This is a genomic window from Actinokineospora pegani, from assembly GCF_009745975.1.
GTDB lineage: Bacteria > Actinomycetota > Actinomycetes > Mycobacteriales > Pseudonocardiaceae > Actinokineospora > Actinokineospora pegani.
The window spans coordinates 124,554-149,704 of record NZ_WHOL01000065.1 but is presented as its reverse complement, the minus strand read 5'-3'; the positions used below and the strand labels follow the sequence as shown (position 1 = coordinate 149,704).

25 protein-coding genes are annotated in these 25,151 nt (G+C 72.2%); 19 read left to right on the top strand and 6 right to left on the bottom strand.

The window, feature by feature from the left end; all coding sequences use genetic code 11:
• Positions 1-158: 158 nt before the first annotated feature.
• Positions 159-818 carry a copper chaperone PCu(A)C gene (locus tag GCL84_RS09985; protein WP_156755110.1) on the bottom strand — a complete coding sequence of 220 codons (660 nt, stop codon included), beginning with the start codon at positions 816-818 and terminating at the stop codon, positions 159-161.
• A gap of 300 nt (positions 819-1,118) precedes the next feature.
• Between GCL84_RS09985 and GCL84_RS09980 the strand changes: the two genes are divergently transcribed.
• From GCL84_RS09980 to GCL84_RS09925, 12 genes are all read left to right on the top strand, one after another.
• Positions 1,119-1,610, top strand: coding sequence for a CarD family transcriptional regulator (locus GCL84_RS09980; RefSeq protein ID WP_156755109.1), 492 nt, complete (start codon positions 1,119-1,121; stop codon positions 1,608-1,610).
• 80 nt (positions 1,611-1,690) lie between these two features.
• On the top strand, positions 1,691-2,377 hold the full coding sequence (ispD, locus tag GCL84_RS09975; protein WP_156755108.1) for a 2-C-methyl-D-erythritol 4-phosphate cytidylyltransferase: 687 nt from the start codon (positions 1,691-1,693) through the stop codon (positions 2,375-2,377).
• Positions 2,374-2,841, top strand: a complete 468-nt coding sequence (ispF, locus tag GCL84_RS09970; protein ID WP_156755107.1) for a 2-C-methyl-D-erythritol 2,4-cyclodiphosphate synthase — start codon at positions 2,374-2,376, stop codon at positions 2,839-2,841. The genes ispD and ispF overlap by 4 nt, the downstream gene beginning before the upstream one ends.
• Positions 2,842-2,883: 42 nt before the next feature.
• Complete coding sequence (locus GCL84_RS09965; protein ID WP_156755106.1) at positions 2,884-3,276, top strand: PPOX class F420-dependent oxidoreductase; 393 nt, start codon at positions 2,884-2,886, stop codon at positions 3,274-3,276.
• Positions 3,277-3,293: 17 nt separating this feature from the next.
• Positions 3,294-3,986 carry an HAD family hydrolase gene (locus tag GCL84_RS09960; protein ID WP_156755105.1) on the top strand — a complete coding sequence of 231 codons (693 nt, stop codon included), beginning with the start codon at positions 3,294-3,296 and terminating at the stop codon, positions 3,984-3,986.
• A gap of 240 nt (positions 3,987-4,226) precedes the next feature.
• Positions 4,227-5,168: a 23S rRNA (guanosine(2251)-2'-O)-methyltransferase RlmB gene (gene rlmB / locus GCL84_RS09955; RefSeq protein ID WP_156755104.1), complete on the top strand. Its 942-nt coding sequence runs from the start codon at positions 4,227-4,229 to the stop codon at positions 5,166-5,168.
• 58 nt (positions 5,169-5,226) lie between these two features.
• Positions 5,227-6,660 carry an MBOAT family O-acyltransferase gene (locus GCL84_RS09950; RefSeq protein WP_156755103.1) on the top strand — a complete coding sequence of 478 codons (1,434 nt, stop codon included), beginning with the start codon at positions 5,227-5,229 and terminating at the stop codon, positions 6,658-6,660.
• A 154-nt stretch (positions 6,661-6,814) separates the two neighbouring features.
• The gene (locus GCL84_RS09945) at positions 6,815-7,465 is read left to right on the top strand and encodes an FG-GAP repeat domain-containing protein (RefSeq protein ID WP_156755102.1); all 651 of its coding nucleotides are present in this window, start codon (positions 6,815-6,817) and stop codon (positions 7,463-7,465) included.
• Between the two features lie 101 nt (positions 7,466-7,566).
• The gene (locus tag GCL84_RS09940) at positions 7,567-8,796 is read left to right on the top strand and encodes a DUF445 domain-containing protein (RefSeq protein ID WP_235926124.1); all 1,230 of its coding nucleotides are present in this window, start codon (positions 7,567-7,569) and stop codon (positions 8,794-8,796) included.
• A gap of 37 nt (positions 8,797-8,833) precedes the next feature.
• On the top strand, positions 8,834-10,039 hold the full coding sequence (locus GCL84_RS09935; RefSeq protein WP_156755101.1) for a DUF445 family protein: 1,206 nt from the start codon (positions 8,834-8,836) through the stop codon (positions 10,037-10,039).
• A 96-nt stretch (positions 10,040-10,135) separates the two neighbouring features.
• Positions 10,136-10,543 carry a hypothetical protein gene (locus GCL84_RS09930; RefSeq protein ID WP_156755100.1) on the top strand — a complete coding sequence of 136 codons (408 nt, stop codon included), beginning with the start codon at positions 10,136-10,138 and terminating at the stop codon, positions 10,541-10,543.
• A 40-nt stretch (positions 10,544-10,583) separates the two neighbouring features.
• Positions 10,584-11,423 carry a hypothetical protein gene (locus GCL84_RS09925; protein WP_156755099.1) on the top strand — a complete coding sequence of 280 codons (840 nt, stop codon included), beginning with the start codon at positions 10,584-10,586 and terminating at the stop codon, positions 11,421-11,423.
• A gap of 126 nt (positions 11,424-11,549) precedes the next feature.
• On the opposite strand, the gene GCL84_RS09920 is transcribed toward GCL84_RS09925, so the two are convergent.
• From GCL84_RS09920 to GCL84_RS09910, 3 genes are read right to left on the bottom strand one after another with little or no spacing between them, the layout of a single operon-like run.
• On the bottom strand, positions 11,550-12,389 hold the full coding sequence (locus GCL84_RS09920; RefSeq protein WP_156755098.1) for a metal ABC transporter permease: 840 nt from the start codon (positions 12,387-12,389) through the stop codon (positions 11,550-11,552).
• A gap of 3 nt (positions 12,390-12,392) precedes the next feature.
• On the bottom strand, positions 12,393-13,211 hold the full coding sequence (locus tag GCL84_RS09915) for a metal ABC transporter ATP-binding protein (protein ID WP_156755097.1): 819 nt from the start codon (positions 13,209-13,211) through the stop codon (positions 12,393-12,395).
• Positions 13,212-13,224: 13 nt separating this feature from the next.
• On the bottom strand, positions 13,225-14,199 hold the full coding sequence (locus GCL84_RS09910; protein ID WP_156755096.1) for a metal ABC transporter solute-binding protein, Zn/Mn family: 975 nt from the start codon (positions 14,197-14,199) through the stop codon (positions 13,225-13,227).
• Positions 14,200-14,367: 168 nt separating this feature from the next.
• On the opposite strand from GCL84_RS09910, the gene GCL84_RS09905 reads away from it, so the two are divergent.
• A complete protein-coding gene (locus tag GCL84_RS09905; protein WP_156755095.1) occupies positions 14,368-15,468 on the top strand; it encodes a LacI family DNA-binding transcriptional regulator in 1,101 nt (366 codons plus the stop codon).
• Positions 15,469-15,471: 3 nt separating this feature from the next.
• Here GCL84_RS09905 and GCL84_RS09900 read toward each other — a convergent pair whose 3' ends face one another.
• Positions 15,472-16,155, bottom strand: a complete 684-nt coding sequence (locus GCL84_RS09900) for a hypothetical protein (RefSeq protein ID WP_156755094.1) — start codon at positions 16,153-16,155, stop codon at positions 15,472-15,474.
• 174 nt (positions 16,156-16,329) lie between these two features.
• Between GCL84_RS09900 and GCL84_RS09895 the strand changes: the two genes are divergently transcribed.
• The 4 genes from GCL84_RS09895 to GCL84_RS09880 all read left to right on the top strand — a co-directional run bounded on the left by GCL84_RS09895 (position 16,330) and on the right by GCL84_RS09880 (position 19,554).
• The gene (locus tag GCL84_RS09895) at positions 16,330-16,821 is read left to right on the top strand and encodes a beta-class carbonic anhydrase (RefSeq protein WP_156755093.1); all 492 of its coding nucleotides are present in this window, start codon (positions 16,330-16,332) and stop codon (positions 16,819-16,821) included.
• A 125-nt stretch (positions 16,822-16,946) separates the two neighbouring features.
• Positions 16,947-17,846, top strand: coding sequence for an HhH-GPD family protein (locus tag GCL84_RS09890; RefSeq protein WP_156755092.1), 900 nt, complete (start codon positions 16,947-16,949; stop codon positions 17,844-17,846).
• 123 nt (positions 17,847-17,969) lie between these two features.
• A complete protein-coding gene (locus GCL84_RS09885) occupies positions 17,970-18,998 on the top strand; it encodes a peptidoglycan recognition protein family protein (protein WP_156755091.1) in 1,029 nt (342 codons plus the stop codon).
• 61 nt (positions 18,999-19,059) lie between these two features.
• On the top strand, positions 19,060-19,554 hold the full coding sequence (locus tag GCL84_RS09880; RefSeq protein WP_235926123.1) for a 2'-5' RNA ligase family protein: 495 nt from the start codon (positions 19,060-19,062) through the stop codon (positions 19,552-19,554).
• A 20-nt stretch (positions 19,555-19,574) separates the two neighbouring features.
• On the opposite strand, the gene GCL84_RS09875 is transcribed toward GCL84_RS09880, so the two are convergent.
• Complete coding sequence (locus tag GCL84_RS09875; protein WP_156755090.1) at positions 19,575-20,366, bottom strand: alpha/beta fold hydrolase; 792 nt, start codon at positions 20,364-20,366, stop codon at positions 19,575-19,577.
• A 10-nt stretch (positions 20,367-20,376) separates the two neighbouring features.
• On the opposite strand from GCL84_RS09875, the gene GCL84_RS09870 reads away from it, so the two are divergent.
• Both GCL84_RS09870 and GCL84_RS09865 read left to right on the top strand, forming a co-directional pair.
• Positions 20,377-21,825, top strand: a complete 1,449-nt coding sequence (locus GCL84_RS09870) for a M1 family metallopeptidase (RefSeq protein ID WP_156755089.1) — start codon at positions 20,377-20,379, stop codon at positions 21,823-21,825.
• 112 nt (positions 21,826-21,937) lie between these two features.
• Positions 21,938-25,132: a BTAD domain-containing putative transcriptional regulator gene (locus tag GCL84_RS09865; RefSeq protein WP_156755088.1), complete on the top strand. Its 3,195-nt coding sequence runs from the start codon at positions 21,938-21,940 to the stop codon at positions 25,130-25,132.
• The last annotated feature ends 19 nt before the right edge of the window (positions 25,133-25,151 follow it).

Sequence of the window (25,151 nt, the reverse complement as noted above, 5' to 3'; positions counted from 1 at the left end):
CCCACCCGAGCCGGGAACGATGCCGGGCGGGGACGAGGGGGCGGGTGGCGGGAGAGATCAAGCTCGAGCACTCAGCCCACTCCGCACCGGCACCCGCCCACCCGAGCCGGGAACGATGCCGGGCGGGGACGAGGGGGCGGGTGGCGGGAGAGATGGACTCAGTGACCGCCCTCGCCGTGGTCGTGCTCGGCTTCCGGGCGGGGGTCGCTCGGCGCCGCGATGGGCACCTCGACGGTGATCGGGCCCGCCTGGGCGAACACGAAGGTCACCGGGAAGGTCTTGCCCGGGAACAGCTCGGTGTTCACGGCCTTGAGCTCGATCTGCATCGAACCGAGGCGGTTGACCGCCGCGGGCGTGTTCGGGGGCGGCGTCGCGGTGGACGACGGGGCGCCCGCGGTCGCGCTCGACGACGGCGCCGAGGTCTCGGAGGCGGCGGAGCCGACCTCGGCGCCCGGGGTGCCCACGGCGACGCGGAAGCCGCCGGGCACCTCGCCCGAGCCGGTGACCGTGACCTCGCCCGCGACCGGGCTGGTGACCGAGGTGAGGGTGTCCGCGGTGCTGCCCGCGTTCACGATCGACAGGATCATCGGCGCGTCGGCGCCCTGGGCGTACGAGCCGCTCTCGGGGTAGGCGAACTTGACGTCGCGCAGCGCGATGTCGCCCTGGGTGGCCTGCGTGCCGTTGACGGCGGGGAGCTGGGAGTCGGTCTGGGTGATCTGGCCCGCTGAGCACCCGACCAGCGCCAACGCCGCCGCCAGGCCGACGGCGGCCGGTGCCAGGCGCAGCCGACCGACCAGGTTCTGCTGTGCACGACTCACGAAGGACTCCCGCGTCCGGTGCTGACAATGCCGGGTTGGAGCCTAGCCGGGACGACCGGCCGGGACCGCGTGTGGTCTGCCATAGCGCGTAGGCCGCGCCGTTCCCAGGCCGTCCACTGTGGATCATCCTGGCGTGCTCGGAATGTCGCCCACGCGGGGCCTGAGTACGCACAGCGGGTGTTTGTCAACCCCGCACACCTCCCCCATTTGGCCCTTGACCTGCGCAGACAGTTCGCAGGTCAGTCACCGGGCACGCCTGACCCGTGTTAAGATGGAGTCAGCGAAAGGGGCAGAGGACACATGGTTTTCAAGGTCGGAGAGACCGTCGTCTACCCGCACCACGGTGCCGCACTCATCGAAGCGATCGAGACCCGCGTGATCAAGGGCGAGGAGAAGAAGTACCTCGTCCTCAAGGTCGCCCAGGGTGACCTCACGGTTCGCGTCCCCGCAGACAACGCCGAGATCGTGGGCGTGCGGGATGTCGTCGGCCAAGAGGGCCTCAACCGCGTTTTCGATGTCCTGCGCGCGCCGCACACCGAAGAGCCGACCAACTGGTCGCGTCGGTACAAGGCCAACCTCGAGAAGCTCGCCTCCGGCGACGTGAACAAGGTGGCCGAAGTGGTGCGAGACCTCTGGCGGCGGGAGAAGGACCGCGGCCTGTCCGCGGGCGAGAAGCGCATGCTGGCCAAGGCCCGGCAGATACTGGTCAGCGAGCTGGCGCTGGCCGAGGGCACCGACGAGGACAAGGCCGAGGTCCTGCTGGACGAGGTCCTGTCCACCGCGACGGTCTGACCCCGACCGATCGACAAGCACAACCGGGTGCCCCGCTCCGCGAGCGAGGCGCTCATGACACCCCAGGGGAAGAAGTTCCGGTGAGCACGGTCGCGCTCGTGCCCGCCGCGGGTCGAGGTGAACGCCTCGGTCTCGGCGTGCCGAAGGCCCTGGTCCCGGTCCGGGGGGTGCCACTGCTCGTCCATGCCGTGCGCGGCCTGCTCAGTGCGGGCCGCGTGCGGCATGTCGTCGTCGCGGCGCCGCCCGCCGAGGTCGGGTCGACCCGCGCCCTGCTCGCCGCGAACGACCTGCCCGCCGAGGTCGTCGCGGGCGGGGCGGATCGCACGGCGTCGGTTCGGCTGGCGCTGGCGCACGCGTTGGCCGCCCACCCCGACATCCGGGTGGTGCTGGTGCACGACGCGGCGCGCGCGTTCACCCCGCCGCTCGTGATCGACTCCGTGGTCGAAGCCGTCCTGCGCGGCGCTCCCGCGGTGATCCCCGTGCTCCCGATGGCGGACACGGTCAAGCGCGTCGATGCCCACGAGGTGGTGCAGGACACTCCTGACCGGGCCGCGCTGCGCGTGGTGCAGACCCCGCAGGGCTTCGAGGTGGACACGCTGCGCCGCGCCTACGCCGGGGCAGGCGACTCGGCCACCGATGACGCGGGCCTGGTGGAGAAGCTGGGCGTGCCCGTGCTGGCGGTGCCGGGCCACGCGCACGCGATGAAGGTCACGACCCCGTTCGACCTCGCGATCGCCGAGGCCGTCCTGGCAGGAGGAAGCGCGTGAGGGTCGGGATCGGCACCGACGTCCACCCCGTCGAGGCGGGCCGCGAGTGCTGGGTGGCCGGGCTGCTGTGGCCGGGCGACGACGGCTGCGCGGGCCACTCCGACGGCGACGTCGCCGCGCACGCGCTGTGCGACGCGCTGCTCTCGGCCGCGGGCCTGGGCGACCTCGGCGCGGTGTTCGGCACCGGCGACCCGAAGTGGGCTGGCGCGTCCGGGGCGCGGCTGCTCGGCGAGGTGCGCAGGCTGGTCGAGGCCGAGGGGCTGCGGGTCGGCAACGCCGCGGTGCAGGTCATCGGCAACGCGCCCAAGATCGGCAAGCGGCGGGCGGAGGCGCAGGCGGCGCTGTCCGAGGCCGTCGGCGGGCCCGTCTCGGTGTCCGGCACGACGACGGACGGGCTGGGGCTCACCGGGCGGGGCGAGGGCATCGCCGCGGTGGCCACCGCGCTGCTCGTCCCACAGGGCTGACATCCCGCGCGCGAGCGCCCGGACCCGGCTACCTTCCGACGCATGGCACACCTCTCCGACGCCGCGAAGAAGATCATCGACGACCACAACTACGTCGTCCTGGCCACCGTCAACGCCGACGGCTCCCCGCAGACCTCCGTGCTGTGGGCCAAGCGCGACGGCGACGACATCCTGCTCTCGACCGTGCGCGGTCGGAAGAAGACGAAGAACATTGAGCGCGACGCGCGGGTCAGCCTCACCGCGTACGACCGGGAGAACCCCTACAGCTACTTCGAGATGCGCGGCTCGGTGACGATCACCGAGGAGGGCGGCCGGGAGCTGATCGACGAGCTCTCCCAGCTCTACCGCGGCGAGGCCTACCCGGAGGAGCCCGAGGGCACCGTGCGCGTCGTGGTTCGACTCACACCCGAGCGGGTGACGGGCAACTCGGCCTGAGACCTACCTTGGACACCGTGGCTCTTCGCGGCGTCCTCCTGGACTTCTCCGGCACCCTGTTCCGACTGGAACCGGGCGCCTCGCCCTTGCACTCCTACTCCACGGCCGACGGTGAGCCGATCAGCCCGGAGCGGGTGGTCGAGCTGTTCGCGCTCATGACCATCCCCACCGGCACCCCGGCGCACCTGCCCGCCGAGCTGCACGAGGACTGGCACCGCCGGGACCTGGACCCGGCGGTGCACCGGGCGGCCTACGAGGCGTCCCTGGGCTCGCCCGACCTCGGCCTGGCCGCCGACGTCCCCGGCAAGCTCTACGACCGCATGCTCGACCCGGAGTCCTGGGTCCCGTTCCCGGACACCGCCGACGTGCTGCGCGGACTGGACGAGGCCGGGATCAAGGTCGCGGTGCTGAGCAACATCCCCTGGGACCTGCGGCCGACCTTCGCCGCGCACGGCATCGCCGAGCACGTCGACGAGTTCGTGCTCTCCTACGCCGAGGGCCTGGTCAAGCCGGACCCGAAGATCTTCGAGCTGGCCTGCGAGCGGCTCGGCGTCGAGCCCGCGGAGGCGCTGATGATCGGCGACAGCGCCGAGGCCGACGGGGCGGCGACCGCCATCGGGTGCGCCTTCGAACTGGTCAAGCCGCTGCCCACCGAGACCCGGCCGGACTCGCTGCTGCGCGCGGTGCGCGCCCACGGCGTGGCCGTCTGACCCCTGGCCCGTACCATGGGAGGTCGGGTTTTGGTTCGAGACGTGGTTTTGCGAGTCAGGTCGCGTTTTGAAAGCCCGTGTTCGCGATAGCCGCGCCGGATGCGGTCCCTGGCGGCACGGGGCGGAGGTGCCGGTACCGGTGTTGTACCGGTACCTCCGCCCCGCACCGCCAGAAACCACCCCGATCACGACTCTCATCGAACGAGACTTCCAAAACACGACCTAGTGGGGACAGCTGACGTGGCAGGGAACTCCAGGCGCCAAGGCGCGATGCGCAACGCGGGCACCAAGAAGGGCGCCGTCGTCGGCTCTGGGGGGCAGCGGCGCAAAGCCCTCGAGGGCAAGGGTCCGACGCCGAAGGCCGAGGAGCGCCCCGGGCACAAGAACTACCGCAAGCAGACGGTCAAGCGCGGGTCGACGACCAAGGAGAAGCCGACCACGGAGCTGATCGCCGGACGCAACCCGGTGGTGGAGTGCCTGCGCGCGGAGATCCCGGCGACGGCCCTGTACGTGGCACTGGGGATCGACGCCGACGACCGGGTGGCCGAGGGCGTGCGCCTGGCGTCTGACCGCGGCATCTCGGTGCTGGAGGTCTCGCGCCCCGAGCTGGACCGGCTGACCAACGGCGCGGTGCACCAGGGCCTGGCCCTGCAGGTGCCGCCGTTCGAGTACGCGCACCCGGACGACCTGCTCGCGGTGGAGACCGGCGAGCCGCCGCTGCTGGTGGCGCTCGACGGCGTGACCGACCCGCGCAACCTGGGCGCGATCATCCGCTCGGCCGCCGCGTTCGGCGCCAACGGGGTGCTGCTGCCGCAGCGGCGCAGCGCGGGGATCACCGCCGTCGCCTGGCGCACCAGCGCGGGCACCGCGGCGAAGCTGCCGGTGGCGGTGGCGACGAACCTGACCAGGGAGCTGCGGTCGCTGGCGGCCAAGGGCCTGATGATCGTCGGCCTGGACGCCGACGGGACGATGGACATCGACGAGCTGACCCTGGCGACCTCGCCGCTGGTCGTCGTCGTGGGGTCCGAGGGCCGGGGCCTGTCGCGGCTGGTGCGCGAGGCCTGCGACGCGACCGTGAGCATCCCGATGGCCGCGGGCGTGGAGAGCCTCAACGCCTCGGTGGCCACGAGCGTCGTGCTGGCCGAGGTGGCGCGCCGCCGCCGGGTCAAGGGCCGGATCTGACCCAGCGCGCTCTCCCCGGGGGCTAAGGTCTGGGGGTCGTGGGCGCGTAGGGGGCTCGATGTCGTTCGCCAGTCCGTTGTTCCTGTGGTACTTCACGCCCATCGTGCTGTTGGCGGTCGTGCTGTGCCCCCGGGGTTGGCGCAACGGGATCGTGGCGGTGTCCAGCCTGCTGTTCTACGCGGCCGGGGCTGGGCCGACGACGCTGTTGCTGCTGCTGTGCATGGTGGTGAACTACGCGATCGGGCCCTGGTTGGAGCCCGACGAGTGGGACACCGCGCGCGGGCGGCGCAAGTCGCTGCTGATCGGCGTCATCAGCTTCGACGTCGCCGTGCTGCTCGTGTGGAAGTACGCGGGATTCGCCACCGAGCAGCTCGCCGGTTTCGCGCGGCTGTTCGGCGGCGACTTCCCGATCGTCAACCTGGCCCTGCCGATCGGCATCTCCTTCTACACGTTCCACCACATCTCCTACGTCGTCGACGTCTACCGGGGCGAGCGGCCCGCGAGCCGGGACCCGGTGTCGTTCATCGCCTACATCGCGATGTTCCCGCAGCTCGTGGCCGGTCCGATCGTGCGGTACCGGGAGATCGCCGACCAGCTCCCGCAGCGGCGCACGCACCGGACCGACGACATCTCGGCTGGCTTCCCGCGCTTCGCGCTGGGGCTGTGCAAGAAGGTCATCATCGCGGACTCGCTGAGCCCGCTGGTGGAGCAGTGCTTCAATACCCCGGCCGACGAGATGACCTTCGCGGTGGCGTGGCTGGGCGCGATCGCGTACACGCTGCAGCTCTACTTCGACTTCTCCGGGTACTCCGACATGGCGATCGGGCTGGGGCGGATGCTCGGTTTCCGGCTGCCGGAGAACTTCGCCCGCCCCTACTCGTCGGTGACGATCACCGAGTTCTGGCGGCGGTGGCACATGTCGTTGTCCAGGTGGTTCCGGGACTACGTCTACATCCCGCTCGGCGGCAACCGGGACGGGGCGGCGCGCACCTACCGCAACCTGGGGATCGTGTTCGTGCTGACCGGGTTCTGGCACGGTGCCAACTGGACGTTCCTGGTGTGGGGCCTGTTCCACGGGGCGCTGCTGGTCATCGAGCGCGGGTTCGGCCTGGAGCGGGCGCCTGCCGACCCGGTGCGCCGGATCGGGCGGCGGCTGCTGACGATGGTGCTGGTCACCGTGGGGTGGGTGTTCTTCCGGGCCGCCGACATGGGCCAGGCGCTGCTGGTGGTCGGGCACATGCTGCTGCCGGACTTCACCGGTCTGAGCGAGCAGGTCGAGGTGGCGCTGGGCAACCAGGTCCTGGTGGTGCTGCTGCTGGCGGTGGTCATCTTCTTCCTGCCCGCCGCGCCGGTGACCGGGCCGCTGGTGGAGTCCTCGCGGGGCCGGGTGGCGCAGGCGCTGCGGGTGGCCGTGATGGTGCCGGGGTTGGTGTGGGCTGCGATTCTTGTCGCCTCGGGCACTTTCAGCCCGTTCTTGTACTACCAGTTTTAGCAAGCGTTTCCCGATCTGCGACTACCCCTGTCAATCACTGAAGTGGTGTGCCTAGATTGCTGGGTGTAGCCAATTCCGGTGAATCGGCACCGCTCCGAGTCGGGAGGGGCCGGTGATGGCGCGGACAGAGGCGTCCGCGCGGAGGGAGTTCCACGTGAGTCTGCTTTCCAGGTCCCGCTCCGCGGTGCTGGCGGCGTCCGCCGGTCTGCTCACCCTGGCCTCGGTCACCACCGCCGCGGCCGACGCGTCCCTCGCCACCGAGGGCGACCTCAACGGCGACGGCGTCGCCGACACCATCACCCTGACCGCGCAGGCCGAGGGCACCGAGCAGCGGCTCAGCGTCACCGCGGGCGGCCAGACCCACGAGTTGACGATGCCGCTGGGCACCGCGGACGGCGCGGTGCGGCCGGTGCGCGTCACCGACGTCAACGCCGACGGCAAGGCCGAGGTGCTCGTCGTCGACTCCACCAGCGACCAGACCACCACCCTCGTCATGGTCGACCTCGGCGCGGACGGCCTGCGCGTGGCCGCCACGCCGGAGGGTCAGGAACTGCGCTTCTTCGAGGGCGGCGGAGCCGTCTCGCGCGCGGGGTACACCTGCCAGGAGAGGATCTTCCGGGGCCGCGAGTTCACCATCCTGTTCGCCGTGGCCCAGGACGACAGCGCCAACCCCAGCTTCATCGGCACCCTCGCCAGCTACAAGGTCGCCAACGGCGTCGCCACCCCGTCCGGCCAGATCCCGATCTTCGGGGTGAAGGGCGACAACCCGCAGCTCCAGGTCGACCCGGCGGCCTGCAACCCCTGACCGGCCCGCCCGAGCGGCCTGCCTGCCCGCGGGCAGGCGGGCCGCGTCCGCGCGCGGCGTGCCAGACTCCTGCACCAGGCGCGGCGTGAGGGGGTGCACGGGTGGACTGGCGGGCGCTCGGCGACGACTTCACCGCCAACTGGCACATCTACGCGACAATGCCGATCATCGCCTCGATCATCGGCTACATCACCAAGCGCGCGGCGATCGAGATGATGTACCGCCCGCTGGAGTTCGTGGGCGTGGGCAAGCTGGGCTGGCAGGGGGTCATCCCGGCCAACGCCGAGCGGATGGCCACCGTGGCGGTGGACTTGATGACCAGCAACCTCATCGATCCCAGGGCGATCTTCGCCCGGCTCGACCCGCAGGAGGTGGCCGCCCGGCTGCGCGAGCCGATGGCGGCGGTGGTCGAGCAGGTCACCGTGGAGCTGGTCGAGGAGTACCAGCCCAACCTCTGGGAGCGGACACCCAGGCAGGCCAGGCAGGTGGTGCTCAACCGGGCCCGGGCCGAGGCGCCGCGGGTGGTCGAGCGGCTGATGCGGGAGCTGGCCGAGAACATCGAGCAGGTGCTCGACGTCAAGGACATGGCCGTGCGCCAGCTCGTGCGCGACAAGGCGGTGCTGAACCGGCTCATCCGCGAGACCGCCACCCCGGAGATGAGGTTCATCGCCCGGTCGGGAGTCTGGTTCGGACTGATCATCGGCCTGGTGCAGGTCGTGGTGTGGGCGCTGACCAAGAGCGCCTGGGTGATGCCGGTGTTCGGCGGGCTGACCGGCTGGCTCACCGACTGGCTGGCGTTGAAGATGATCTTCTTCCCGCGCCGGGAGAAGCGCTTCCTCGGCGTCGTGCGCTGGCAGGGCATGTTCCAGCGGCGCAAGGAGCAGGTCGCCGAGGACTACGCCGACCTGGTGGCCCGGGAGATCCTCACCGTCGGCAACGTGCTGGAGGCCGTGCTGACCGGCCCCAAGTCCGACCGGCTGTTCGACATGGTTCAGTACGAGGTGCGGCGGTCCATCGACGCCCAGGCGGGCGCGGTCAAGCCGCTCGTGGTCGCCGCGGTGGGCCCGCGCCGGTACCAGGAGATGAAGAAGGCCGCGGCGCGCAAGGCGATGGCCAGCTTCCCCGAGACCGTGCGCGAGATCGAGGACTACGCCACCGAGGCCCTCGGCATCCGCGACACCGTCGTCCGCCAGATCCAGGCGCTGGACGCGGTCCAGTACGAGGGCCTGCTGCGCCCGGCGTTCCGCCAGGACGAGTGGAAGCTCATCGCGGTTGGCGCGGTCATCGGGTGTCTGGTGGGTGAACTGCAGGTCTTGCTCCTGCTGCACTAGATTGAGCCTGCTCTGGTCGGCGGCGAGGGGGTGCGGTGTGGACGCTCTCCTGGCCGCGTTCGCCGACCACTGGCCCATTCTGGCGTCGATGCCGTTCATCGCCGCGGCGATCGGGTACGTGACCAAGCGGGTCGCCATCGAGATGATGTTCCGCCCGCTGGACTTCGTCGGCGTCGCCGAGCCGTGGCTGGGCTGGCAGGGCGTCGTCCCGCGCAACTCGGCCAGGATGATCCGCACCTCGGCCGACCTGATCACCGGCAAGCTCGTCGACCCGGCCGAGATCGTCGGCAGGCTCGACCCCGACCAGGTCGCCCGCGAGATCCAGACCCCGCTGCTGATCGCCGTGGACCGGATCGCGCGCGAGGTGCTCGAGGAGCACCACCCCCACCTGTGGGAGATGCTGCCCGGCATCGCCCAGGAGATCCTGGTCAAGCGGGTCCAGGCGGGCACCGTCGACCTGGTGCACGAGGTCATGGCCGAGATCCGCGCCAGCATCGACGAGGTCCTCGACGTCCAGCAGGTCGCCGTCACCGCGCTGGAGCGCGACAAGCGGCTGCTGGTCCGCCTGGTCCGCGACATCTCCCGCCCCGAGATGTCGTTCATCGCCCGCTGCGGCATCTACTTCGGCTTCATCCTGGGCCTCGTCCAGACCGTCGTCTGGGGCCTGACCCAACAACCCTGGATCCTCCCCGTCTTCGGCGCCCTCATCGGCTGGTTCACCGACTGGCTGGCCATCAAGCTCGTCTTCTTCCCCCGCGAACGCCGCTTCGGCCTCCAGGGCGTCTTCCAACGCCGTCGGGTGCAGGTGGCCCGGCAGTACGGGGACCTCATCGCCAGCGAGGTGATGACGGTCCCGAACCTCGTCGAGGGCGTGCTCGCCGGGCCCCGCTCGGAGCGACTGCTGGCGTCCATCGCCCGTGTCGTGGGGGAGGCGGTGGAGAAGCAGACGCGGCCGTTCGTGGGGGTGGCGGTGTCGCCGCAGCGGTTCGAGGAGATGAAGTCGGCCGCGGCCGTGAAGGCGTTGAAGCACCTGCGGGAGACGGCGTTGGCCGCGGAGCCCTATGCGCGGGACGCTTTGGACATCGGGAACACGATCGCGGCGAAGATGAACCGGTTGACGCGGGTGGAGTACGAGGGGTTGTTGCGGCCTGCTTTCCGGCAGGACGAGTGGAAGTTGATCGCGGTGGGGGCTGTGATCGGGGGGCTCGTGGGGGAGTTGCAGGTGCTGTTGCTGCTGGGGTGACGCCCTGTCCGGCCTCGCTCCGACGGGCGCGAGCGGGTGACCCCAGCTTGACTCGAGATGCTACTATTTCTCCTCAAACCTCTCTCGAGGAGCAACATGCCGTCTATCCAGGTCTCAGATTCGGACCTCGCTCGACTTACGCTGCTGGCGAGGGCATGGCAGACCACCGAGAGCGACGTGGTGCGTCGCCTCCTCGACGACTTCAGTCGGCCCAGCCCAGCGACCGCTGAGCACCCCGATGCGCCACCGACCAGCCATGTGCCAATCTTCGCCTTATACCAGGGCCATCGGATCGAGGCGGTCTACGACCGGGCGACCAAGCGGGTCGAGATCACCAGCGGTCCCCTCAAGGGACAGGCGTTCAAGAGCCCGAGCGGTGCCGCGATCTCGGCCGTCCAGTCCATCAACCCCACCGTGCACCCCAACCGGAACGGCTGGGGATTCTGGTTCCTGCGAGATGGCGGGAAAGCTCTCAACACCATTCGCTACTCCCACGACTCCTGACACGAGCGTCGACTCCAAGTACAACGAGGAAGCACTGACAATGGCGACGAACGCGGTCGTGAACTACCCGGAATACCGCCTGCACACCAAGGCGCGCCGGGAAGCCAACACCGCCATCATGGCACTGCTTGTGGGCTCCCCGATGGCTGCTCACCTCCTCAACCTGACCGACGGCTCGAAGACCCTCATCCCCCAGATCTTCCCCGCTATCCACCATGTGAATCGCTTCAACCTCACCCCCGGAGAGGCCCGCGCTGTCCTTGTCAACGCGGACAGCCACCTCGGCACGATGGCAGTTCCCTACGCATTGGCCCTGCACGAGGATCTGATGCGTTCGTGCGTGAACATGGTTAACGCACCGGTTCCGGACAACGCGTCGCGTCTGCACGGGGCACTGTCGACGGCGACCGGCCAACATTTCAGCCCAGATCTGCTCAGTCAGTTCCACTTGGTCAGGGAAATGCGCAACGCCGTGATCCACTCTGGCGGAACCATCGACAGCCGTGTCGTGCAACGGGCCACCGCCTTGTCCCCGGCTGCGAGCCAGAACTGGGTCCGCATAGTGGGGCGGTCACCGCTCGGTCTACCAGCAGGTTCCTCAATCGACCTCGGAACGGGGGAGATGCTCTTGGCCCTCTCTGTCACCACCGCACTGGCGAGGGAGGCGAACCGCATGCTCATCGCGTCCGTTTCCCGCCAGCGCTGGGCCGAGGTCATCATCGACGACTTCGTCGACAACCACGACCTCGCCGGGCTCAAGCGGATCACCGCGGATCGACGGATGAAGAAGGTCGAGAACTTTGCCCGGTTCCACTACGGGGTTCTGGCCATGACCACCGCCGAGTTGCAGGTGACCGCTGGTCAGGCCCATCTGGTGTAACATTGGCTCTGGAGCGGGGAGATCCAGGTGCGAGTCCTGGCCCGGTATCACCGGTGTAGCTCAAGAGCAGAGCCCCCGTTTATACGTTTCCCAAGGGCCCGACCGGCAGACGGTGGGGCCCTTGGGCTATGCCAGGGCCGTGCGGCGGGCTCGGCCGACGATCCAGCAGATGATGTAGATCAGGAACGAGATGGCTGTGACGAAGGCGCTCACGGGGGCGCCGGGGGCCAGGGACAGGATGATGCCGCCCACCGCGGACAGTTCGGCGAAGAGGATGGCCAGGCCGGTCGCGCGCAGGGGGCTGGCCGTCACCCTGGCGGCCGCGGCGGCGGGGGTGACCATCAGGGCCAGGACCAGCAGTGAGCCGACCGTGCGCACACCCAGGGCCGTGGCGACGCCGACGAGGACGGCGAAGACGACCGCCAGCAGGGTGTTGGGAACGCCTCGGGCCTGGGCCACGTGGGGGTCGACGGAGGCGAAGAGCAGGGGGCGGTAGACCACGGCCAGGACGGCCAGGACCACCACCGCGGCGCCGGTCAGCAGGGCCATGCTGGCGAAGTCCTGGCCGACGATCTGGCCGGTGAGCAGGCCGAACTTGTTCGCCGCCCGGCCCTTGTAGAGCCACAGCATCAGCACGCCCAGGCCCAGGCCGAAGGCCAGGATGACGCCGATGACCGAGTCGTACTCGGTGCTGCGGCGGGTCAGCAGGCCCAGGATCAGCGCGGCGACGATGGCGCCCGCCAGCGCGCCGTTGCCCACGTCCCAGCCGAGCAGGAGGGCCGCCGCGCCGCCGGTGAGGGCCAGCTCCGAGGTGCCGTGGACGGAGAAGGCCATGTTGCGGCTGACGATCAGGGGGCCGAGCACGCCTGCCAGCAGGCCCAGGACCGCGGCCACCAGCAGGGCGCTGATCACGAAGTCCAGCGAGAGCAGCCGCAGGGTCAGCTCGAAGTCGAAGAAGTCGGACACTGTCTAGCGCTCCGCCAGGTGCTCGTGCATGTGGAAGTCCTCGCACACCTCGCCGTGGGCGCCGACGACGTGGATCTGGCCGCGGACCCGGACGACCTCGACCTGGGTGCGGTAGAGGTCGGAAAGGGTCTCCGAGGTCATCACCTGTTCCGGCGCGCCGATGCGGAAGCGGCCGTCGACCAGGTAGAGGACCCGGTCGACGAGCGGGAGGATCGGGTTGATCTCGTGGGTGACGAACAGGACGGCGGTGCCCGCGGTGCGGCGGCGGGTGTCGATCAGCTCGCTGACGGCGCGCTGGTGGGCGAGGTCGAGGGAGAGCAGGGGCTCGTCGCAGAGCAGGACCGCCGGGTCGCCCACCAGTGCCTGGGCGACCCGGAGCCGCTGCTGCTCGCCGCCGGAGAGCAGCCCCACCGGGCGCTCGGCGTAGCCCTCGGCGCCCACCTCGGCCAAGGCGGTGTCGACGCGGCGCCTGCGCTCGCGGACGCCGCGCAGGCCCAGGCCCCAGCGGTGCCCGTCCCAGCCCAGCCCGACCAGGTCGCGGCCGCGCAGGGCCAGGCCGGGGTCGATGGCCCGCTGCTGCGGGATGTAGCCGATGCGCCGGTTGGCGCGGCCGGGGGCCTGCCCCGCGACGGTCACCGTGCCCGAGGACAGCGCGCGCAGGCCGAGCAGCACGCGCATCAGACTGGTCTTGCCGGACCCGTTGGGGCCGAGCACGGCCACGAACTCGCCGGGGGCGACGTCGAGGTCCAGCCCGTCCCACAGCACCCGGTCGCCGTAGGCGAGCCGGGCTCCGGAGAGGGTGACCGCCGGGGTGGCGCTCATGCTGTGGTGGTGGTCATGCCTGGGACACGGCTCCCGCGAGTGAGTCGACCTGCTTGGTCATCCAGTCAAGGTAGCCGGTGGCCCCCTCGGGCAGCGTCTCGGTCACGCCCACGACCGGCACCCCGGCCGCCGCGGCCTTGTCCTTGAGCTGCTTGGTCAGCGGCGTCTCGGTCTGGCCGTTGTAGACGACGGCCACGACCTGCTTGCCGGTGACCAGCGCGTCGGTCTCGGCGACGGCGGCGGCGGGCGGGTCGGTCTCGTCCTCGATGGCCTCGGAGAACGCCTCCGGGGTGGCGTCGGTCAGGCCCGCGGTCTCCAGCAGGTAGCCCGCGACCGGCTCGGTGGCGACCACCTTGGCGCCCGGCTTGGCCGCGCCGATGGCCACGGCCTTGGTGGTCAGCGCGGTCAGGCCGTCGCCGAAGGCCTTGGCGTTGGCGGCGAACTCGTCCTTGCGGTCGGGGGCGACCGCACCCAGCTCGGTGGCCAGGCTGTCGGCCACCTTGCGCACGGTCGGCAGGTCGTACCAGACGTGCTCGTTCACCGCGCCGTGGTCGTGGCCGTGCTCCTCGCCCTCGTGCGCGTGCTCCTCGCCCTCGGCGTGCTCCTCGGCCCCGCCCTTGCCGGACAGGTCGAAGGCGACGATCTTGCGGGCGTCGGCGACCCGGTCGGACAGGCTGGTGAAGAAGTCGTCGTAGCCGCCGCCGTTGGAGACCAGCACCTTCGCGCCCTCCAGCTTGGTGGCGTCGGCGGGCTTGACCTCGTACCCGTGCGGGTCGGCGCTCGGGTCGGTGAGGATCGAGCTGACGGCGACGGCGTCCCCGCCCACGGCCTGGGCGACGCTGGCCCAGACGTTCGTGGAGGCGACGACGGTGATCGCCCCGTCCGAGCCGCTGTCAGCCTGTGACCCACCGCACGCGGTCACCGTCAACAGGGCGGCTCCGGCGAGGCCGAGGAGGGCGGCGCGAGGTCTGCGCGGGCGGGGTCGCATGGGTGTCTCCCTGGGGGTTGCGCACCAAGATCACGATAATGGAAACCGTTGTCGCTTTCAGCTTACGTCAGCCCCCCGGACCACCGTCATCCAACCGGGTGACACCACGAGCGCGTCCGGGCACTCGGCGGGCTTCTGCAAGTGGTTCTGAACCGTTACGGTCAGGACATGGCGCGGTCAATGCACGTTCGTCGCCCGGCGACCTTGGCGTCGCTCGCGGCGGAGCTCGGGGTCTCCAGGACGACGGTCTCCAACGCCTACAACCGACCCGACCAGCTCTCCCCGGAGCTGCGCCGCCGGGTGCTCGAGACCGCCCGCAGGCTGGGCTACCCGGGCCCGGACCCGGTGGCCAGGTCGCTGCGCACCCGCAAGGCGGGCGCGGTCGGGCTGCTGCTGACCGAGAACCTGTCCTACGCCTTCCGCGACCCCGCCGCCCTGGGCTTCCTCGAGGGCCTGGCCCTGGCCTGCGAGGGGGCGGGCCAGGGCCTGCACCTGGTGCCGATCAACCCCGAGCGCGAGGACGTCGCCGCCGTGCACCGCGCGGGCGTCGACGGGTTCGTCGTCTACTCGGTGCCCGACGACGACCCGCACCTGGCCGCCGTGCTGTCGCGGCCGGTGCCGACCGTGGTCGCCGACCAGCCGATCGTCGAGGGCGTCGACCGGGTCGGCATCGACGACCGGGCCGCCATCACCGCGCTGGCCCAGCGGCTGACGACCCTGGGCCACCGCCGCGTCGGCGTCATCTGCATGCGCCTGGCCCGCGACCGCAACGACGGGTTCGCCTCGGTCGAGCGCCAGCAGGCCGCGCACTTCCACGTGCAGCGGGCCCGGCTGTCCGGGGTGGCCGACGCGCTCGGCGCGGCCGGGGTGGAGTGGGCCAGGGTGCCGGTGGTGGAGCGCTTCGACCACAGCACCGCCAGCGGCGAGTCCGCCGCGGCCCAGTTGCTCGACTCCGACCCGCAGCTCACCGCGCTGGTCTGCACCTCCGACATCCTCGCCCTTGGCGCGATGAACGAGGCCAGGCGCCGGGGCCTGCGGGTGCCGCAGGACCTGTCGATCACCGGGTTCGACGGCATCCCAGAAGCCGAGCGCCACGGCCTGACCACCGTGCGCCAGCCGGTGCTGGAGAAGGGCCGGGCGGCGGGCAAGCTGCTGCTCGCCTCGGTCGACCCGACCCGGCCGCGCGAGGTCACCCTGGACACCGAGATCCTGTCCGGTGCCACGGCCGCCCCGCCGAGGACGGCCGAAGAGCGCTGGTTCGGGCCCTGACGGCTACGGCGTCACGGTGAACGGGGCGGGCTCGCCGACGACCTCGCCCAGTCGCGGGAACAGCCGGTACTCGCCCGCCGCCACCGGCGACCGGTCCGTGGGGCAGCCGGGCGCGGAAGTGCGCCCGGCCCAGGTCACGTCGAACGTCAGCCGCTCGCCGGACTGCAGCACTCGCGACTTCGAGCCCGCGGCCGTCGAGCAGTCGTTGATCGACCAGACCCGTTCGCCCGCCGCGGTGGTGACGGCCAGCTCGCGCTGACCCCGGCCGATGTCGCGGGTGCAGGCGGGGCCGTTGTTGGTGATCACCAGGCGCAGGCCGGGGCGCTGGCCGACGCGGAACGACGGGGCCGTCAGCTCGGCGGTGACCGCGGTCGAGGCGTCCGGGCAGGGCTGCTCGGGGTCCGGCGGCGGCGGGGCGGGCGGCGGCGGCTCGGACGGCGGCGGTTCCGAGGGCGGTGGGGTCGTCGAGGACGGGGGCGCCGAGGACTCGGTCGTCGACGGCGCTGCGGGCTCCGGCGCGGGGGTGCCCCCGGCGCCCGCGGCGGTGCCGACCTCGGGCTCGTCCCGCCCGATGAGCAGGGTGAGGCCCCAGGCCAGCGCGAGGACGGCGACGACGGCCCCGGTCAGGGCCATGACCCTCCGCCGCAGGTACACCTGGCGCGGGTGCGGTGCTTTGGGGTCGATCACGCCTTGACGGTAACCCCGCGACTGGGCTGGAACGCTGAAGACGGAACGCCCGATCGGGGGTGATCCGCTGACTCCGCGTGCACGCGTGGTGACATCGGCCAAATCACCTTGTCCGGGCGTGCGGTGACCCGATTTCATGGGTAGAACAATGTGGACCGACCGAAGGGCTGGCCCGTGACCGCGATCGACGACCTGCTGCAACGCCACGCCGAGGGACCCGACCTCGGCTCACCCGACGTGCCCACGCCCGTGCCGGGCCTGCACGTGGCCGTGGTGACCTGCATGGACGCCCGGATCAAGGTCTTCGACGTCTTCGGCCTCTCCCACGGCGAGTCGCACATCATGCGCAACGCGGGCGGCATCGTCACCGACGACGTCATCCGCTCCATCTCGATCTCCCAGCGCAAGCTGCAGACCCGCGAGGTCATCGTCATGCAGCACACCCGCTGCGGCCTGGCGACCTTCACCGACGACGAGTTCCGCGAGGAGGTCGCCGCCGACACCGGCCTGCGCCCGCCGTGGGCCGTCGAGGCGTTCCGCGACGTCGAGCAGTCGGTGCGCGAGTCGCTGCAGCGCGTGCGGATCAGCCCGTTCATCCCGCACACCGACAACGTGCGCGGCTTCGTCTACGACGTGCAGACGGCGAAGATCACCGAGGTCGAGTGACTCCGCCCATTCCTCCCGCCACCCACCCCCTCGTGCCCGCCCGGCATCGTTCCCGGCTTGGCCAGACGACTGCCACTCGCCGTGGTGCCCGGTTCCCGGAAGACCTGGCTTCCTAGACTGGTCGGGTGGATACGGCAGCCCTGTCCGTCTGGTTCGACGAGCACGCCCGCGACCTGCCCTGGCGTCACGCGGGCACCACGGGCTGGGGTGTGCTGGTCAGCGAGATCATGCTGCAGCAGACCCCGGTCGCCCGCGTCGAGCCGATCTGGCGGGAGTGGCTGGTCCGCTGGCCGAAGCCGTCCGCGCTGGCCGCGGCCACCCAGGGCGAGGTCGTGCGGGCCTGGGGCAAGCTCGGCTACCCCCGGCGCGCGCTGCGGCTGCACGCGGCGGCCGGGGTGATCTCCACCGACCACGGCGACATCGTGCCCTCGGACATCGACACGCTGCTCGGCCTGCCCGGCGTCGGCGCCTACACCGCCCGCGCCGTGGCCGCGTTCGCCTACGGCCTGCGCTGCCCGGTGGTCGACACGAACGTGCGGCGGGTGGTGGCGCGGGCCGTGCACGGCGCGGGCGACGCCGGTCCGCCGTCGACCACGCGGGACCTGGCCGACGTGGACAAGCTGCTGCCCAAGGAGCCCGCTGACGCGGCCAAGGCCTCGGCGGCGCTGATGGAGCTGGGCGCGGTGGTCTGCGTGGCCCGCACCCCGCGCTGCGCCGCCTGCCCGGTCCGCGGCGGCTGCGCCTGGCAGCGCAACGGCCGCCCGGCCTACGCGGGCCCGGCCAAGGCGGTGCAGAGGTTCGCGGGCACCGACCGCCAGGTCCGCGGCCTGCTCCTCGACGTCCTGCGCGACTCCCCCGACCCGGCCACCAAGCAGCGCCTGGACCTGGTGTGGCCGGACGCGGGCCAGCGCGACCGCTGCCTGGACTCGCTGCTGGTCGACGGCCTCGTCGAGCAGACCACCGACGGCCGCTTCGCATTGCCCGGCGAGCACCGAGACAAACCTTTGCTAGGGGTCAACCCCTGAAACTGGTCAACCTGTTAGCTGGATAGTTGGCAAACTATTGCCTCCCTCGGGCGGCGCTGCTTACCGTCAGTGGCGCCAATCACCGATCTGGGGTCACCGACCCCGACGTCGAGGGAGATCGCGATGGCTATGACCAGGCGAGACTTGTTAAGAACCAGCATCGCGGTGGGAGCGGCGGGGGCCACCCTGCCGGTGTTCACCGCCACCGCGGCCGCTGCGGGCCCTGCCGCCGCGGCCGCCCCGACCATGCACTCATGTGCCGCCTGGGGCGCGCGCTCCCCGCACGCGGCCATCGAGGTGCTCGACCGCAGGCCCACCTACATCGTGGTGCACCACACCGCGGGGCCGAACAGCACCGACTACTCGCTGGACCACGCGTACGAGATCTCGCGGTCGATCCAGAACCACCACATGGACGGCAACGGGTGGGTCGACTCCGGCCAGCAGTTGACCAACAGCCGGGGCGGGCACATCACCGAGGGCCGCCACCGCAGCCTGGAGATCCTGCGCGGCGGCGCCCAGCACGTCATGGGCGCCAACGTCGGAAACCACAACAGCGAGATCATCGGCATCGAGAACGAGGGCCTGTACACCTCGGTCGACGTCACCAGCGCCCTGTGGGACTCGCTGGTCGGCCTGGTCGCCTACATCGCGGACCAGTACGACATCGCACCGGCGGAGATCCGGGGCCACCGCGACTTCAACTCCACCGAGTGCCCCGGCGGCGTGCTCTACGGCCGCCTCCCGGAGCTGCGCAACGCGGTCGGCGGCGTCCTGGGCCGCGCGGTCACCCACCCGCGGACCTGGCCCCTGCTCAAGCCGGGCGACACCGGGGACAAGGTCAAGGCCGCCCAGCACCTCCTCCGGGAGACGGGCGCCCGGGACCTCCCCGCGGACGGCGTCTTCGGCGGGTCCACCGCCGCGGCCATGCGCCGCTTCCACGACAAGGCGGCCCTGCCCCACGAGCCCTGCTACGCGAGCCGGGTCGCCGACGAACGCGACCTCATCGGCGCGGGCGCCTGGCCGTCCCTGGTCCGCCCGGTGTCCCTGTCGGACACCAGCGAGGCCGCCGCGGCCGCGCGCCTGCTGGCCCGCGACCGCGCGCTGACGCGCGTCGAGACCCAGGACTGGCGCGCGCTGCTCAGCCGCTGACGCGCTTGGCCCGGCCCTCGGCCCAGGCGCCGGGCCAAGCCGCACTGGCACACTCCCGTCCATGCCCCAGGCCGTCATCGCCACCTTCGACCCCACCGCCGACGCCGCGATCCGCGCGCTGCGGGACCGGGTGGGCGCGACCTCCCCGCTGCCCCCGCACCTGACCTTCGCCGCCGCCACCGACATCCCGGCGCGGACCCGGGCGGCCCTCGCGGCGGAGCTGCGGGTGCTGTCCATGCCGACCGTCTGGCTGTCTTCCCTGGCCACGTTCGCCACCACCGAGAACGTCCTGATGCTCGGCGCGGTGACCGACGGCGAGCTGCTCGCGGTGCACAACGCCCTGCACGACGTGCTGGCGGGCAAGGTCAAGAACCCCAACACCTACTACCTGCCGGGCAGTTGGGTCCCGCACGTGTCCCTGCTGTCGGGCGTCCCCGACGCGGACGTCGTGCGCGGCTTCGAGGCGGTCTTCCCGGTGCGGCCGCTGCGGTGCCGGGTGCGCGAAGTGTCCGTTGTGGACACAAAGGGCGCGCATGAGGTCCTCCACACGTTCTAGCTTCCGCCGTTCGCGGGGGGTCAGAGGACTTCGGACAGGAACGCCTCGACGGCTCCCCGGTAGACCTCCGGGGCGGCGGCGTGCACCAGGTGGCCCGCGCCCTCGACGACCAGGTGGTGGCCGCCGCCGGGGGCCCGCCGCGGGATCTGGGCCTGCTGGCCCGCGGGCATGACGGTGTGCTCGGCCTCGATGACCAGGACCGGGCAGCGGACGCGCTCGACGTGGTCCCAGTAGTCGCGGCGGCCCCACTCCTCGGCGATGGCGAACAGGGACTCCAGGTCGGCGATGAGGTGGTAGCCGTCCGCGCGTTCCTCGACGCACTCGGCGAAGTAGTCGGCGGCGGGGCCGAAGAACTCGCGGACGTGGGCCATGGACGGGAACGGCGTCGGCCACTGGGCGAACAGGGCCCGCCAGTCGTCGGAGGTGCGGCCGCGCAGGTCGACGCCGACGTCCTCGGCGACCACGGCGCGGACGAGGTGCGGGTGGACCGACGCGGCGACCAGGGCGTGCAGGGCGCCCATGGAGTGGCCGATGAGGACGGCCGGGCCGGTGCGGCGCAGCACCGAGGCGAGGTCGTCGACGAAGTCGGCGGTGGACCCGGGGCCGCGCAGCGGGTGGCGGCCGTGGGCGCGGGCGTCGTAGCCCAGGACGCGGCCGTGGCGGGCGAGCCAGTCGGCGCACGGCCACCAGGTCGACGCGCGGCCCATCAGGGCGTGCAGCAGGACGATCGGGGCGCCGGTGCCGCCGAACTCGACGATGTCCACGCGACCGAGTCTGCCCCACGCGCCCCGGCCGGGGCGCGCAGCGGTCATGATGGGGACCATGCCCCGGCACAGCCTGCTCCGCGTCGCCACCCCCCTGCTCGCCGTCGTGGCGGTGGCGGGCTGCACGAACGCCCCCGTCCCGGACGCCGGCGGCGCGACGACCACCGTCGCCCCGCCGCCGCAGGTCACCGGCACCGAGGGCGCCGAGGGCATGGGCGACGCGTACTACCCCGACGACGGCAACGGCGGCTACGACGCGCTCGACTACGCCGTGAGCGTCACCTACGACCCGGCGACGAAGAACCTCGACGGCGACACCACGGTCACCGCCAGGGCCAGCGCGGACCTGAGCCGGTTCAACCTGGACCTGACCGGCTTCCAGGTCAGCCGGGTGGAGGTCGACGGGCAGCAGGCCGAGACCCGCCGCGAGGGCGAGCACGAGCTGGTCATCACCCCCAAGACCCCCATCGGCAAGGACACGACGTTCAAGACCCGCGTCGTCTACTCCGGCGTGCCCGAGTCGGTCGACAGCGGACTGGGCGTCAACGGCTGGCAGATCTCCTCCTCCGGCGGCGCGTTCGCCGCGGGCGAGCCGCACTCGGCCTCGGCCTGGTACCCGGTCAACGACCACCCGCGCGACAAGGCCACGTTCAGCGTGCGCGCCAAGGTGCCGGACCCGTGGTCGGTGGTCTCCATCGGCCGCGAGGAGGAGCCGGTCCGCGAGGACGGGTGGACCACCTACACCTGGGTCGAGCCCACCCGCGTCGTCTCCTACGTCACCACCATCGGCATCGACAAGTGGACCTTCGAGCGCTCCCAGCTCCCCGACGGCACCCCGGTCGTCGACGCGTACGCACCGGGCGCCGAGTCCCGGATGCCCGACGAGCGCCGGGTGCCCGAGGTCCTGGCCTTCCTCACCGAGAAGTTCGGCCCCTACCCGCAATCCGCGGCGGGCGGCATCTTCCTCAACGAGAACATCGGCTTCTCCCTGGAAACCCAGACCAGGCCCATCTACGCCAAGTGGGCCGACCTGGAGACGATCGTCCACGAACAGGCCCACCAGTGGTACGGCAACAGCGTCTCGATCGAGAACTGGGCCGACATCTGCCTCAACGAGTGCCTCGCCTCCTACGCCCAGTGGCTCTGGGACGAGAAGACCGGCGTCGACCTGGACGCCCGCTTCCGCGACACAGCGGCGAAGGCGCCAAACCGCTACTGGGACCGCAAGTTGTACGACATGGGCGAGGGCAACGAGTTCACGGCCGTCTACACCAAGGGCCAACTGGCGATGCACGCCCTCCGCCACCAGATCGGCGACGACGATTTCGCCACCCTGCTCAAGCAGTGGGCGGCGACCCACCGGGACGGGAACGCCACCTGGCCGGAGTTCGAGGACATGGCCACCGAGATCTCCGGCCAACCCGACCTCCGAGCCTTCCTCAAGTCCTGGTTCCGCGACGCGAACAAGCCAGAAGACCGCTACCTCTACCCCGGCGCCCTCCGCTGACCCACCCATCAACCGCCGACGGGCTCGTTGAGGTGGATGCGTTCGTCCGGGGGAGCGGCCACGAAGCGGGGTTATCCACAGCTCCCCCTCCCGGACCTGCGAAGCTGGCACCGTGCAGGTCGCGATCCTGGGACCGCTGCGCCTCACCGGCGCGGACGGGGCGGAGCTGGAGCTGAGCGGAACCCGGCTGCGGGTGCTGCTGACCCGGCTGGCCCTGGACGCCGGGAGGTTCGTTGGCGCGGGGGCGCTCATCGACGCGCTGTGGGGAGATCGTCCGCCCGTCGACGCGAGCAACGCGTTGCAGTCGGTGGTGTCGCGGTTGCGGCGCGCGTTGCGGGTGGAGTCCGCGGGGCTGGTGGAGTCGGGTTCGGCTGGGTACCGGTTGGTCATCGGGCCCGACGACGTGGACGCGCACCGGTTCGAGGGGTTGGTGGTGAGTGGGCGGGAGGCGCTGCGGGCGGGGCGGGTGGCGCAGGGGGCTGAGGTGTTGCGGGCGGCGTTGGCGTTGTGGCGGGGGCCGGTGTTGGCCGGGTTGGACGACGCGCCGTTCGCCGGGCCGGTGGTGTCGCGGCTGACGGAGCTGCGGGTGGCGGCGGTCGAGGACCAGTTGGCCGCCGAGGTGGAGTTGGGCGGGCACGTGGAGGCGGTGGCGCGGCTGCGCGAGCTGGTCACCGCCCACCCGCTGCGGGAGCGCGCCGCCGGGTTGCTGATGCGGGCGCTGAGCGCGGCGGGCAGGCAGGCCGAGGCGCTGGCCGAGTTCGAGCGGGTCCGCCGGGCGCTCGACGACGAGCTGGGGGTGGAGCCTGGGCAGGCCCTGCGCGAGCAGCACCTGGCCGTGCTGCGCGGTGAACGGCCCGCGCCCCCGCCGACCGGCCGCCCCGCGGCGTTGACCAGCTTCGTCGGCCGCGACGCCGAGTTGGCCGAGGTCACCCGGCTGCTCACGACCGCGCGCCTGGTGACCCTGGTCGGACCGGGCGGCGCGGGCAAGACCCGGCTGGCCGCCGAGGCCACGGTGGGCAGCGGGCGGAGCTGGCTGGTCGAGCTGGCCAGGGTGCGCTCGGACGAGGACGTGCCGGGCGCGGTGCTCGGCGCGCTGGGCGGGCGCGACACCCGGTTGATCGAGGCGCCGACGGGCGCGCCGCAGCCGCCGTCGCCGGTGCTCGACCGGGTCGCCGAGGTGTTGGCCGGGCAGCGCGGGGTGCTGGTGCTGGACAACTGCGAGCACGTGGTGGCCGCCGCGGCCGAGCTGGCCGACGCGCTGCTGGCCCGCTGCCCGGGGCTGACCGTGCTGGCCACCAGCCGCGAGCCGCTGGCGATCACCGGTGAGGTGGTGCTCGGGGTCGGGCCGCTGGCCGTGCCCGCCGAGGGCGCGCCGGTCGAGGCGGTGCTGGCCGCTGACGCCGTGCGGCTGTTCGCCGACCGGGCCGAGGCCGCGGCCCCCGGGTTCAGCACCGCCGAGCACGTCGACGAGGTGGCCGAGGTGTGCCGCGGGCTCGACGGGCTGCCGCTGGCGGTGGAGCTGGCCGCGGCGCGGCTGCGGTCGATGACCGTCCGCCAGGTCGCCGACCGGCTCGACGACCGGTTCCGGCTGCTGACCGGCGGCAACCGCACCGCCATGCCCCGGCACCGCACGCTGCACGCGGTGGTCGAGTGGAGCTGGGACCTGCTCGACGAGCGGGAGCGGCGGCTGGCCGCCCGGCTGTCGGTGTTCCCGGCGCCCGCCGCCGAGTCGTCGGTCGTCGCCGTCGGGACGGGCGCGGGCCTGCCCGCCGAAGACGTGGTCTACGTGCTGGCGTCGCTGGTGGAGAAGTCCTTCGTGCAGGTCGTGCCCGGGCAGCCGGGCGCCGAGGTGCGCTACCGGATGTTGGAGACCGTCCGCGCGTACGCGGCCGAGCGGCTGGGCGAGTCGGGCGAGGCCGAGAGCGTGCGGGTCGCGTTCGGCCGGTGCGTGTTGACGCTGCTGCGAGCCGCCGAGCCGCACCTGCGCGGGCACGAGCAGGTGCACTGGCTGCGCCGCATCGAGGCCGACCACGGCAACGTGCTCGGCGCCCTGCGCGCGGCCGTCGGCGCGGGCGACACCGAGGCCGCGGCGGCGCTGGCCCTGGGCGCCATGTGGTACTGGATGATCGGCGGCCACCACCGCGAGGCCACGAACCTGATCTCCGCCGTCGCGGCCATGCCCGGCGACATGCCCGACGCGGCCAGGGTGACCCTGCGCGCGCTGTCCCTGTTCAACGACAGCCACGGCCTCCCCGACCGCGCGGTCACGATCGCGCTGCGCGCCGAGCTGGCCGCCGTCGACGCGATGAGCGGCTACCCGCTGCTGGCCGTGATGGAGCCGATGCTGGCCGCCTTCACCGGCGACGTGGCGGGCGCGTGGACCGCGGTGGGCCGGGCCGAGGCGCACCCGGACCCGTGGGCGCGCGGGATGGCCGAGTTGAGCCGGGCGTTCCTGCTGGAGAACGCGGGCGACCTGCTCGGCGCGGAGGCCGCCGCCACCGGCGCGCTGGCCCGCTTCCGCGACCTGGGCGACCGGTGGGGGCAGGCGATGGCCGTCGGCCAGGTCGCCGAGCGCCGGTCCCTGCTCGGCGACCACGCCGCGTCCATCGCCGCGACCGAGGAGGCCGTGCGCCTGGCCAGCGAGCTGGGCGCGGCCGACGAGCTGCCCGGCGTGATCGCCAGGATGGGCGTGCAGCGCGCCAGGGCGGGCGACCTGGCGGGCGGCGAGCAGCAGCTCCGCGAGGCTCTCGTCCTGGTCGCCGACCGGGGCGCGGACGACCTGTCGCTGCTGGTGCGCGCCTGGCTGGCCACGGTGCTGCGGCTGCGCGGCGACCTGGCGGGCGCCGAGGCCGAGTTCGCCACCGGCCTGCCGCACCTGGCCCAGCTCGGCGACCGCGCCGCGCAGCTCCGCGTCATGTTCGCCACCGTCGGCATCCAGATCGCCACCGCCGCCGAGGACTTCCCCCGGGCCCGACGCTGGCTGACCGAGGCCACCGGCGACCAGGTGCCCGTTACCGACACGCCCATCCTCAGCGGCGTGGCCGAGGCGGTCGCCGTGCTGTGCCGGGCCGAGGGCGACCCCGAGACCGCCGCCCGCCTGCTCGGCCTGACCACGGCCACCCGCGGCGCCCCTGACCTGGGCAACCCCGAGCTGTCCGCGCTCACCGCGGAGCTGGACGCCGCGCTGGGCCAGGAGCGGCGCCACGAGGTCTACACGGCCGCCAGCGAGCTGCCCCGCGCCGAAGCGCTCACGGAACTCCTCAAAGTACTGTCCACTGTGGCCGAAAAGGCCGACCACCGCACCTGAGCGGCGCGGTGGTCGGCCT